Source organism: Povalibacter sp. (assembly GCF_036735925.1).
In the GTDB taxonomy this organism is placed as follows: domain Bacteria; phylum Pseudomonadota; class Gammaproteobacteria; order Steroidobacterales; family Steroidobacteraceae; genus Steroidobacter.
The window spans coordinates 1-12,224 of the sequence record NZ_DAINNK010000110.1; the positions used below are offsets into that span (position 1 = coordinate 1).

A 12,224-nucleotide genomic window follows, 5' to 3' on the forward strand; every position below is an offset into this window, starting at 1 on the left:
ATGGATCAGTCAGTTCCGCGCGCGCGGTAGTGGCTTAACCGGACACTAGTGGGCTGAAGCCTGACCTACAGAGAGCAGCAGGCCGGCTGAAGCCGGCCCCACAGTGCACGGAGAAATGAGAACTGGTTCAAATTTGCCCGCCCCGGGTGCGACGTAATCTGCCGCCCTTCGCCAATGCGGAAGAGCGCATGGACACGTCGGCATTTTCCGTTCTCATCGGTCGGCTGGAACGCGAGTCGGATGACAATCCGCGCGCCTATGCGTTCAAGGTCGGCGCGGTCGCGGCGCTGGGCTATGCCGCGATTGCGCTGGTGGCGCTGGCGATTCTCGTCGCCTGCGGGTTCCTGATCGCGCCGCTGCTGACCGGCGGGCGGCCGCGCATCATGACGGTCATCAGTCTGCTCGGCGGCGTCGTTTCGCTGCTCGCGATCGTGCGTGCCTTGTGGGTGCGTATCGAGGCGCCGCAGGGACGCGAACTGCTGCGCGAAGAAGTCCCTGCACTGTTCGCCGCCATCGACGAAATCGTGCAGAAGATGGCGGTGCGGCGCAAAGGCAAGACCCAGGTCATTCGCATCGATTCGGTCACGCTCAACCGCGAGTTCAATGCCAGCATCTGGCAGATTCCGCGCTGGGGCATCTTCGGCAACTACAGCAATCATCTGCAGCTGGGTGTGCCGCTGCTGGCCGCGCTCAGCATCGCCGAGTTCAAGACCGTACTCGCGCACGAGATCGGTCACTTCGGCGGCGCGCACGGCAAGTTCAGCGCGTGGATCTATCGCCAGCGCGTCACGTGGGAGGAGCTGCGCCGGAAGCTGGCGGAGCCGAACGGCCTGTTCGAACAGGCGCTGGCCTCGTTTTATGCCTGGTACACGCCGTATTTCGATGCCTACACCTTCGTGCTCGCGCGCAATCACGAATACGCGGCGGATCGCGCCGCGGCGCGCGCCACTCATGCGAAGGTGCTGGCGCGGGCGCTGATCAAAGTCGATCTGATGGGCCGCTTTCTCGCCGAAGTGTTCTGGAAGCGCCTGTTCGACCAGATCGAGGCGCATCCCGAACCGCGCTACCTGCCGTATTCGCTGCTGCCGCGCGTCTTCACCATGGCACAGAAGGAGTGGTCGCGCCGCGACTGGCTGGATGAGAGCCTGCGTACGTACGCATCGCACGACGATACGCATCCAGGGCTCGGCGAGCGCCTGGCCGCGCTCGACGTGACGCCCGAACTGCCGACGCAGGCGCCGGAAAAGTCCTCGCTCAGCTTGCTGGGCGAGCAGGCGGCCGTCCTGCTGCAGGCATTCGATCGGGAGTGGGCCGACGAATACCTGCCGGCCTGGCGCAAGCGGCACGAGGCGATCCGCGAAGCGCGCTGGAAGATCGCACAGTACGAGAGCACGCCGGCTTCCGATCTCAAATCCGAAGACCTCTGGGAGAAGTCGACGCTGCTGCTCGACGTCGGCCAGGAACTCGATGCCATGGAAACACTGCAGCTGCTGGTCGGTCGCGGCGACAAGTTCGGCAAGGCGCATCTGCTGCTCGGTCGCATGCTGCTCGAACGCGGCAACGAGCACGGCCTGCAGAATCTGACGCATGCGGCGTTGCAGGATCCGGCGCTGGTCGAAGAGGCCGGCCAGCTCGGCTACGGCTATCTCATCGAGCGCGGCCGCAAGCGCGAGGCGCAGCGGTTCTGGGAGCGCATCAGCGCCTGACGTTGCTTTCTCAAGCGGTCCTCCTTCCCGGACTGCTTCTTCCTGTGGGGCCGGCTTCAGCCGGCCAGAACTTTCCCGGCCGGCTGAAGCCGGCCCCACAGAGATACTGGTTAGCCAGTCAATAAATGCAAAGGTCTGGTAGCTGCAACCGCCGCGGTTCTGCATTGCAGCGAATCCGGCTGGCGAAATTGGCGCTTCCGCCGAACGAACGATCCCCATTCGTCTCGTCGCATTGCTTCAATTAGTGGTTGAAACGTCAATAAGACGGTTGCATGATCCCCGTCGCATCGGGGAGCGGTTCATCGAGACCGCGAATGAAATTCTGACAGGGGGAATTGAGCATGTTGAAGCGCAGAGTGGGCTGCGGATCCGTGGCCATGGGTGTTGCGTTGGCGCTTGCCGGCGGTGCCAGTGTCGCGCAGGAAAGCACGACATCGCCGCAGGCCAGCGAAATCGAAATGATCATCGTCACCGGTTCGTTCATCCGCGGCGCCGCCGAGGATGCGGCGCTGCCGATCGACGTGCTGACCGCGGACGATCTGCAGAAGCAGGGTGCGCCGTCGATGGTGGAAATCGCCAAGGCGCTGCCGTCCTCGCAGGGCGTGATGGGAGATTCCAATCAGTTCGGCGCAGGCCAGTCGACCGGATCGGCCAACGTCAACCTGCGCGGCATCGGTTCGACGCGGACGCTGGTGATGCTGAATGGCCGGCGCCTCGCGCCGAATCCCGCCATCGGCGTCGGCGTGGACATCAATCTGCTGCCGACCGCGGCCATCGGCCGCATCGAAGTGCTGAAGGACGGCGCAGCGGCGACCTACGGTTCCGATGCCATGGCCGGCGTCGTCAACTTCATCACTCGCGAGAACTTCGAAGGTCTGCAGGTCGATGGTACGTACAGCTACATCGACGGTTCCGACGGCGACTATGGCGCCAACGTCGCGTACGGCTGGAAGGGCGAGACGAATTCCCTGCTGCTGACGGGTGGCTATCGCGCGCGTTCGGAACTGCCGGCGCGCGAGCGCGACTGGGCGCTGCACCCGCTGGCCGAAAATCCGCAAGGCGGATGGAGCGGTTCGGGCAGCCCGGGCCTGTACCTCACCGGCGCCGGCTTTGCGACGCGCGTCGTCGATCCGCAATGCGAGAACCTCGGCGGCACGTTCACGGGCACGGGTCCCGACGGACGCACCGGTTCGCCGGTCGCCGCCGGCGTGGCCAACGGTTGTTCATTCCAGTACCTGGCCTTCGACAACCTGGTGGAGGACGAAGAGCACTACCAGGTCTACGGTCAGTTCGATCAGGACATCGGCGAGAACACCTCGCTGCACTTCGAGGCGCTGTACGCGGCCCACAACGTCGAGAAGGAAAACTCCTCGCCGTCCTATGCGCCGAACCAGGGTGCCTCGGGCGGTGCGCCGAGCTATTTCATTCCAGTGGCCAGCCCCGGTCTGCAGGCACTGCTGCCGCAGCTGACGCCGGCGCAACAGGCGCTCATCAACGGGACGGGCGGCGTGGTGGCGAGCGGGTTGCTGTGGCGGCCGATCGGCGTCGGCGGCAATCCGCTCACCGGCGAAGGCAAGGAAGACCAGCGCAACTTCGACGGCTATCGTTTCTCGCTGGGTCTGAACGGCACGTTCGGCCAGACCATGAGCTGGGATACGGCGGCGACTTACAGCGTGACGCGCGCTGATGTGGCGACGCCGGACATGCTCGTCGCGCGCCTCGGTCGTGCCCTGTCGGGACTCGGCGGCGCCAACTGCACGGGAACGACGCCGGGCCAGAACGGCTGTCTCTGGTTCAATCCGTTCTCGACCGGCGTGGCGGAGAACATCATCACGGGACAGCAGAATCCCGCCGGCGTGACCGCGCCCAACAGCATCGACGTCATCGACTGGATGTTCGAGGACTACGCCTACGAACTCGAACAGAGCGTGCTGTCGATCGACGCCGTGCTGGCCGGTGAAATGGGACTCGCGCTGCCCGGCGGCAACATCGGCTGGGCGGTCGGTGCGCAGTATCGCGAGAACGGCTATGTGCGCGATCCCGACAACCTGTCCGATCCCGCCATCACGCCGTGCCCGCAGTCGGTGATCAATCCGGCCGCCACGTGTGCAGTGGAATCCGGTGCCTTCTCGTTCTTCGGCCCGCTCTCCGCCTACGACCTGACTCAGGAAGTCCACGCGGCCTATGCGGAACTGAACCTGCCGTTGCACGATTCGCTGAATGCGCAGCTCGCCGTGCGCTACGAAGACTACGGCGGCGGCATCGGCGACACGACGAATCCGAAGCTCGCGCTGCGCTGGCAGCCCTTCGATGCGCTGGTGATGCGCGGCTCGGTCAGCACGACCTTCCGTGCGCCGCCGGCCACGATCACTCAGCCCGGCTTCATGTACACCGCATCGGCGTTCACGGCGCAGGCGGTCACGTACAAACCCTACGACAACTACGGCAATCCGGATCTGCAGCCGGAGACGGCGCTGGCGTTCAACGTCGGCATGATCGTCAAGGCCGGCGGCTTCAGCGGTTCGCTCGATTACTGGAGCTTCGAGATCGAGGATGAGATCGTCGCCGATTCGGGCACGGCGATGGTGCGGGCGTTCTACGATCCGAACTTCGATCCGGCAACGTACGCGACACGCTGTATCGATCCGGCGTACGCCGCGCTGCGCGATCGCTTCACGTTCACCGGCACGGGCTGCGGCAGTGCCGCCACGCCGAACCAGCCGGCCATCGCCAATCTGGTGAGGACGCGCGTGCAGTCCAGCAACAGCGAGACCAACACCACGGTGTCGGGCATCGACTGGAGCCTGTCCTACCTGTTCCGCGATGTCGGCCCCGGCAATCTGCTGATCGGCGCAGACGGCACCTACAACCTGGAGTACGACCAGGGCGCGACCATCATCGAAGGCATCCAGGTGCTGGCGGCGGGCGACTACGTCGGTACGCGCGGCGCCGCCGGCTCGCTGCCGCGCTGGAAGGCCAGCGGCTACGTCGACTACGGCTTCGGCATCCACAACCTGCGCTGGACGGCGCGCTATCTCAGCGAGATGGATGACACGCGCACCGGCGAGTCGCTGACGACGTTCGCCGGCATCCGTCCCGGCGATCCCGGCAGCACGGTCGAGTCGACGCTCATCAACGACTTCACCTACCGGGCCTCGCTGCCATGGCAGACGACGATCAATTTCTCGGTACTGAATGTGTTCGATGAGGATCCCTCGTTCGCGCGTCTGGATCTGAGCTACGACCCGTTCACCGGCAGTCCGGTGGGCCGGGTCTTCAAGCTCGGTCTGTCCAAGACGTTCTGATCGGGCAGGGGGTGCGGCCTTCGCGGAGCCGCATCCCCTTCCGACTGCGAAGGCCGGGCAGGCGCTGACGACCCCCAACGTGACACGACTGCGTCAGGCTTGCCCGGCGCTTCGCGCCGGATCGCCGGGACGGCAACGTTGACACTCTCCATGACGCTCGATAGCGTCGGGGCGACTTCCTGCAGCCGGATTCTTTTCCCCCACATGACGCGACGACCCCCGATTGCGCTGAGCCGCAAGGAACTCCATCGGCGCGTCTGGAGCGAACCGCTGGGCACGGTGGCCCGCGAAGTCGGCCTGAGCGGCAGTGCGCTGGCGAAGATCTGCAACCGGCTGCTGGTGCCGTATCCGACCCGCGGCTACTGGGTGAAGGTCGCGGCGGGACAGAAGCCGCCGCGCGAACCGCTGCCGGCCGCGCCGGAAAAAGCCTCCAACGACGTCGTGTTCTCGTCCGTGCGCGTGTCCTCGCGCCGTTCGCGCACGCGCCTCGATCCGTCCGCGCGTCGCGATCAGCTGCTCAAAGTCGCCGAAGATCTCATTGCGCAGCAGGGCCTGCACGCAGCGACCATGAAGCGCATCGCCGCCATCGCCGGCATCAGCGAGACGCAGTCCTACAACTATTTCCGCAGCCGCGAAGAACTGTTCGGCGAACTGGCGCGCCGCGAGTTCGCCCGCATCAGCGCGGCGCGCGAAGCGGAGCTGAGCCGCACCGACGATCACTACGAACGCATCACCCGCATCACCCGCGCCTACCTGCGGCACATCGGGCAGCGCGGCCGGTTGCTGCAGATCCTGCTGAGCAGCCCGGGCGTGCGGGCCATGCTGCGGGCGGAAAACCGCGAGAAGCGCGATACCGAAGTGCAGTCGCACGCCAGCGACCTGATGGAGCTGTACGGCATTCCGCGCTCGCTGGCGCTCGGCACGACCGTCGTGCTCACGACCCTGTGCCTGCGCGCCGGCAAGGTGATCGCGGACGGGAAGATTTCCGAGGAAGCCGCCGAGCGCCTGTGCCTGACGCTGATGCTGCAGGGGTCGCGCGATCTGGTCAGTCGGGGATCGACACCTTCGCGGGCGCGCGCAGCGCCTTGAGGCTGCTCGCGATCAGCCCGTTGCAGATCTGACGCGCCGTCGTCGGATCGAGTTCGTTGTTGAAGACCAGCCGCCCGGCCTCTTCGGGAATGGCCGTCATCATCTCGACCGCGGCGACGATCTCCGCCTCGCTCAGCGGCAGCGCCGGCGTCGCCAGCGCCAGCAGGCGCTGCAGCACCGCATCGCGCTGCTGCCGCAGGCGCGGTTCGATGTGACCCTTCATGTACAGGTCCGTCATCAGGATGTGCAGCAGCGGCCCGCTGCGCGCCACGTGTTCGTAATACATGATCGCGCACAGCTGCGCGGCCTGGTCCAGATCGCCGATCCGCGAGGCCGTGTCGAACCCGGCGAGTGTCAGGCCCTGGAATTCGCGATCGAGCAGGGCATTGAACAGCGCGTACTGCGTCGGGAAGTAGGCATAGACCAGCGCCTTGCTGGCGCCCGCCAGCCGGCCGAGCTGTTCGATGGGCAGCGGCAGATAGCCTTGCTCCACCACCATGCGCGCGGCGGCGTCGAGGATCTGCGCGCGACGCAGTTCGGGCGCGAGGCGACGGCCCTTCGGCGGCGTCGGATGCTTTGCTGTCTTCTGTGCGGCAGTGCGGGGCATGCGTGAGGTTATAGCCCAACGGCGCTTGCTTGAGCGAGCGTTCTTCCTGTGGACCTTCTGCCTGTGGACCTTTTGCCTGTGGACCTTTTGCCTGTGGGGCCTCTTCCTGTGGACCTCCTCCTGTGGGGCCGGCTTCAGCCGGCCTGAGCACTGTCAGGCTGAAGCCTGACCTACAGAAGAAAAGCAGTGCGTGCCAAGGATCGACAATTCTATTGACTGTCTCACCATTAGTACGTATCTACAGCGCGAAACCGGCATTTGAGGAGCCGTCCATGTCAGCCATCCGCCGTCGCTGCTTCCTTTTCATGGGCCTGCAAGTGCCCGTGGCGCTCGCGGTGAAGGCGGCGTACGGCGCATGCGTCGATCCCGACGAACTGCCGGACAGCGAACACGAGATGCGCGAATCGCTCGATTACATCGACGCGGGCGCCGACGCCGCGGAAGTCTGCGGCGGTTGCTCCTTCTTCAAGGCCGATGCCGGCAGCAGCTGCGGCCACTGCGAAGTACTGCGCGGACAGGTGAATGCGAAGGGGCACTGCGTTTCCTGGACGCGGCGCGCCTGACATGCAGAAGAGGGTGATGATGAAACGCTCGATCGTTCCTGCCGCCGTACTGCTCGCCTGCACCGCGCTCGTTCTCGCCGATGAGGATTTCGATCCCGAGCCCATCATCCAGGGCCGGCAGGCGGGACTTCGCGACATCGGCGCCGCATTCAAGGCCGTCGGCGACGAACTGAAAGCGTCGTCGCCGTCGCTCGCCAGCATCCGTTACAACGCCCGGCAGATCGAGGAGCTGGCGAAGCAGCAGCCGTTCTGGTTCCCGGCGGGCAGCGGACCGGAGTCGGAAATCGATACCCAGGCGAAACCCGAGATCTGGAAGTCCGGCGGGGAGTTCAAGGCCGCACAGGACGCCATGAGCGAGCACGCCCGCAAACTCGTGCAGGTCGCGGCGGGCAGCGATGTCGGCGCCATCCGGGCGCAATGGCGCGAACTGGGCGGGACGTGCAAGTCCTGCCACGACCGGTTCCGCGAGGAAGAAGACTGACCCGTTGCGTCCGCAACACAGGCGGGACCGCCGCCTGGCTCAAGTAACGTCAAGAACCCTGCCGACGGCCTGTCTGTAAATTGACGTTCGCTCCAGTAATGTACTACGGTCCGATCATGCCGCCGGCGCCGCCCGCCGCGGTGAGGGGGAAGACATTGTCGAAGAAGCACACTGCGCTGGGAGTGCTGGCTTGCGTGGCAATCGCACACGCGGCCGCGTCGTTTGCGGCCCCCGCGTCACAGAATGCGGACACGGTGAAGGTGGCCCTGCGCCGCATCACGGAATCGCAGTACCGGCACACCATCGCGGACGTTCTCGGGCCGGACGTCAAGATCGAAGCCCGCTTCGAGCCGGAACGTCGCGAGGACGGACTGCTCGCACTCGGCAGCGCCGAACTCTCGCTCACCTCGGCGGGTTTCGAACAGTACTTCGCGCTCGCCGGCAACATCGCGGCTCAGGCGCTGGACGACAAGCGTCGCGAGAAACTCGTCGGCTGCACGCCGCAGGATCCCGCCGCACCTGACGACGCCTGTGCGCAGGCCTTCATCGAACGCCAGGGCGAGCGGTTGTTCCGCCGGCCGCTCGCTGCAAGCGAAGTCCAGGTGCGACTCAAGTCTGCTGCCCTCGGTGCGAAGCAGGCCGGCGATTTCTACGCCGGTCTCAAGCTGGCGCTGACGAGCCTGCTGGTCGCGCCCGATTTCCTGTTCCGCATCGAGATGGCGGAGCCTGATCCCGCAAACGCCGGGCAGTACCGGCTCGATGCCTACACCAAGGCGTCGCGCCTTTCGTTCCTGATCTGGGACTCGGCGCCCGATGCCGACTTGCTGGCCGCGGCCCGCAGCGGTGCGCTGCATTCGCAGGACGAACTCGACAGGCAGATCGCGCGCCTGATCGCCTCGCCGAAGTTCGAGCAGGGCGCGCGCGCCTTCTTCGCCGACATGCTGCAGCTCGACGGCTTCGGCAACCTGGTCAAGGATCCGGCGATCTATCCCAAGTTCAATCAGTCCATCGCCGAGAACGCACGCGAGCAGATGCTGCTGCGCACGGTCGATCTGCTGGTCGAGAAGCAGGGCGACTATCGCGATCTGTTCACCTCGAACGAAGCGTTCATCAGCCGGCCGCTGGCCTCGGTGTACGGCGTGCCGTTCGCATCGAAGGCGGAGTGGACGACTTACCGGTTTCCCGAATCCTCCGAACGCTCCGGCATCCTGACCGACGTCGGTTTCCTCGCGCTGAACGCGCATCCCGGCACGTCATCGCCGACGCGCCGCGGCATCAAGGTGCTGGAGATCTTCATGTGTCAGGCGACGCCGCAGCCGCCGGCGAACGTCGACTTCTCCAAGGTGCAGGACAGCAAGCAGGGCACGGTGCGCGGCCGCCTGCTCGATCACATGGAGAACGAAGGCTGCTCTGGCTGTCACCGGCGCACCGATCCGATCGGTCTCGCGCTCGAACACTTCGACGGCCTCGGCCAGTTGCGCACGATCGAGAACGGCATGCCCATCGACGTGACGGCGGAACTCAAGGACGTGAAGTTCGACGGTGCCCAAGGTCTCGGCGACTACCTGCGCAACGAGCCGCGCGTGCCGGCGTGCCTGGTCCGCAACGTCTATCAATATGGCGTCGGCCAGAAGACAGTCGGACGCGATCGTTCCTATCTCGCCGCGCAGACGCAGGCCTTCGCTGCGAGCGGCTATCGCTTTCCCGATCTGGTCGCGAGCGTCGCCGCCAGCCCCGAGTTCTTCAGAGTCGCGATGCCGAAGCAGGCATCGAATGCCGCGACGGTCGCCAGCACGGCGGCGCCGTCGCCTTCACCTGCGGAGTAGTGCGATGAAAACGCGTCTCACCCGTCGTTCGGTTCTGCGAGGTCTCATCGGTGGCACGGCCGTATCGGTCGGTCTGCCGGTGCTCGATCTGTTCCTCAATACCAACGGCACCGCATTAGCCAGCGGCGCGCCGCTGCCGACGCGCTTCGGTACTTATTTCTGGGGACTGGGCCTGACGGATACGCCGACCGGCGGCACGCGCTGGGTGCCGACCAAGGTCGGTGCCGGCTACGAAGTCATGCCGGAGCTGGAAGCCATCGCGGGTGTGAAGGACAAGGTCTCGGTGTTCTCCGGCTTTCGCGTCATCGGCGACGGGCGCGCGAATCTCGTGCACTGGAGCGGTCACGCATCGATCCTCTCCGGCATCGCGCCGGCGACGGCCAGCCGCTTCGACGGGCCGTCGTTCGACACCAAGGTGGCCGATGCGATCGGTACCGGCACGCGCTTCAAGTCCATCGACGTCGATGCGTCGATCTCGCGTCAGCCGGTCAGCTATTCCACGCGCACCGGTTCGACGTTTGCTTCGCCCGACGTCACGCCGCTCGCGCTGTACACGCGTCTGTTCGGGCCCGACTTCCAGGATCCGAACAGCGACGACTGGAAGCCCGATCCGTCGATCATGCTGCGCCAGAGCGTGCTCTCGGCCGTCACCGACGAGCGCAAGGCGCTGATGAAGGGGCTCGGCAAGGATGACCAGGTGAAGCTGGATCAGTATTTCAGCTCGGTGCGCGACATGGAAAACCAGCTCGCCGTCCAGTTGCAGAAGCCGGAGAAATGCGAAGCCTGCGTGATCCCGGCCGCGCCGAAAGAGATTGCGCGCGGCGCCTCGGTCGAACTCGTGAACGAGAACACGAAGACGCTGGCGAAGCTGCTCGCCATGGGACTCGCCTGCAACCAGTCGCGCGTGTTCACGTTCGTGCACACCTCGGGCGCGTCCGAAACCTACATGGCCGGCAACAGCAAGATCTATCACCAGATCACGCACGACGAACCGACCGATGCGAAGCTCGGCTACCAGCCGGAAACCAGCCGGCTCGCTGGCCTGGTGATGCAGGGACTCGGCGCCTTCCTCGCCGAACTCGATGCCATCAAGGAAGGTGACGGCACGCTGCTCGATAATTCGCTGGTGCTGGCGTTCAGCGATACCGGTTACGCCAAGATCCATGCGATCGAGAACATTCCGATGTTCCTCGCCGGTGGCGCGGGCGGGCGGCACAAGGCCGGCCAGCACATCGCCGGTCACGGCGATTCGGTGACGCGCGTGTCGCTTACGGCGATGCAGCTCGCCGGCGCGTCGATCGGCGAATTCGGTGCGGGCTCCATGAAGACCTCGAACCCGATCAGCGAAGTCATGGCATGAGGAGTGTGCCCATGAACCACTGTGCCGCCGTACTGGCGCTCGCCGCCGTCGCGCTGCCCGGCATCGCTAACGCCGGCTGGACGAAGACCTACGTCGTCGAATGGAACGAGCCGGCGATGTACTACGGCGCGAAGGACGGCGTCATCGATCCGGGCACCGACTGTCCCGCCGGCACCAATCCCGAAATCGACTGGATCAAGGTGCTGGTCGACGCCGGCTACACCGAAGAAGAAGCAAAGTGGCTGCGCAATCCTGCGAATCCGACGCGCAGTCCCGTGCACGGCCAGAACCAGATGGCGTTCCGCGGCAAGGATCGCGCGAACGTCTATGTGCATCCGACATCGACGCCCGATCCGGGGCTGGTCGGCGTCAGCGGCACGATCGGCGAAGGCATCGATCTCGACGGCAACAGGAAGAACGGTTTCACCAGCCCGACGGGCGAGAAGGGCATCGACAACGAGTTCTACCGCACCGTCGGCTGCTGGAAGACGTATCGCGGCCCGCCGCGCCTGTCGAGCGGCGCGCTGCAGTTCAACGACTCGATGCGCAACGGTGGCTGGACCACGGTGATCGTCGTTGCCGGCAAGGGCGACGATCCGCTGAACGACAAGGACGTGACGGTCGGCTTCTTCGTCAGTGCCGACAAGATGGTGAAGGACGGCAACGGCAACATCGCTCGCGACTACACCTTCAGCATCAAGCCCGACGAAAAATACGAAGCCATCTTTCCTGCGCAATCGAAGAACGGCGTCATCACTTCGACGAAACCTGTCACGGGCATGCTGCGCGAGCCCGCCTACTGGCGCGATCTCGAACTGCTGCGCGCGCAGGTCAGGTTCGAAATGAAAGCGGATGGATCGCTGACCGGCTACGTCGGCGGCTATCGCCCGTGGAAGGACGTGTACACCGGCTGGGTCAATGCGCGCGGCCCGGTGATCGAGTCGCTGACGTGGGTGCAGTTGCCGGGCGTGTACTACGCCCTGCAACGCAATGCCGACTACAGCCCGAGCGGACCGAAGGGCGAGAAGACGCATATTTCCTATGCACTGCGCGTCGATGCCCTTCCCGCGTTCGTGATGACGCCGGATTCGGCGCAGCAGGTCGCCTCCGTGCAGTCGTACAGGTCGCAGGCCGTGCCGGAGCCGCAGCGCACGATGGCGGCGATTCCGTCCATCCGCGTCGTCGACGGCATCGTGATCGATCCGAAGTCGAAGATGCAGGCTGGACCGACGGCCGTGATCCTGCCGCCGAAAAACCTGGCCAATGCGGGGAATTGAAATGAAGAAG

Annotated in this window: 9 protein-coding genes; 8 read left to right on the forward strand and 1 reads right to left on the reverse strand. The window is 65.3% G+C overall.

Annotated features, from left to right (window positions below):
• Positions 1 to 188: 188 nt before the first annotated feature.
• From V7D81_RS21380 to V7D81_RS21390, 3 genes are all read left to right on the forward strand, one after another.
• Complete coding sequence (locus V7D81_RS21380) at positions 189 to 1,706, forward strand: M48 family metalloprotease (protein WP_324320122.1); 1,518 nt, start codon at positions 189 to 191, stop codon at positions 1,704 to 1,706.
• 341 nt (positions 1,707 to 2,047) lie between these two features.
• Positions 2,048 to 5,011: a TonB-dependent receptor domain-containing protein gene (locus V7D81_RS21385; RefSeq protein WP_324320123.1), complete on the forward strand. Its 2,964-nt coding sequence runs from the start codon at positions 2,048 to 2,050 to the stop codon at positions 5,009 to 5,011.
• 204 nt (positions 5,012 to 5,215) lie between these two features.
• Positions 5,216 to 6,100 carry a TetR/AcrR family transcriptional regulator gene (locus V7D81_RS21390; protein WP_324320124.1) on the forward strand — a complete coding sequence of 295 codons (885 nt, stop codon included), beginning with the start codon at positions 5,216 to 5,218 and terminating at the stop codon, positions 6,098 to 6,100.
• Here V7D81_RS21390 and V7D81_RS21395 read toward each other — a convergent pair.
• Entirely contained in the window at positions 6,057 to 6,707 is a 651-nt protein-coding gene (locus tag V7D81_RS21395) for a TetR/AcrR family transcriptional regulator (RefSeq protein ID WP_324320125.1), read from the reverse strand. The genes V7D81_RS21390 and V7D81_RS21395 overlap by 44 nt on opposite strands.
• A 272-nt stretch (positions 6,708 to 6,979) precedes the next feature.
• Here V7D81_RS21395 and V7D81_RS21400 point away from each other — a divergent pair, with 272 nt between their 5' ends.
• The 5 genes from V7D81_RS21400 (at position 6,980) to V7D81_RS21420 (ending at position 12,214) form a co-directional block, all read left to right on the forward strand.
• On the forward strand, positions 6,980 to 7,270 hold the full coding sequence (locus tag V7D81_RS21400; protein ID WP_324320126.1) for a high-potential iron-sulfur protein: 291 nt from the start codon (positions 6,980 to 6,982) through the stop codon (positions 7,268 to 7,270).
• A 19-nt stretch (positions 7,271 to 7,289) separates the two neighbouring features.
• Complete coding sequence (locus V7D81_RS21405; protein WP_324320128.1) at positions 7,290 to 7,751, forward strand: c-type cytochrome; 462 nt, start codon at positions 7,290 to 7,292, stop codon at positions 7,749 to 7,751.
• A gap of 194 nt (positions 7,752 to 7,945) precedes the next feature.
• Positions 7,946 to 9,577, forward strand: coding sequence for a DUF1592 domain-containing protein (locus tag V7D81_RS21410; protein ID WP_324320130.1), 1,632 nt, complete (start codon positions 7,946 to 7,948; stop codon positions 9,575 to 9,577).
• A 4-nt stretch (positions 9,578 to 9,581) separates the two neighbouring features.
• A complete protein-coding gene (locus V7D81_RS21415) occupies positions 9,582 to 10,937 on the forward strand; it encodes a DUF1552 domain-containing protein (RefSeq protein ID WP_324320131.1) in 1,356 nt (451 codons plus the stop codon).
• Between the two features lie 11 nt (positions 10,938 to 10,948).
• Positions 10,949 to 12,214 (forward strand): hypothetical protein, encoded by a 1,266-nt coding sequence (locus V7D81_RS21420; protein ID WP_324320133.1) that lies wholly within the window; start codon positions 10,949 to 10,951, stop codon positions 12,212 to 12,214.
• Positions 12,215 to 12,224 lie beyond the last annotated feature (10 nt).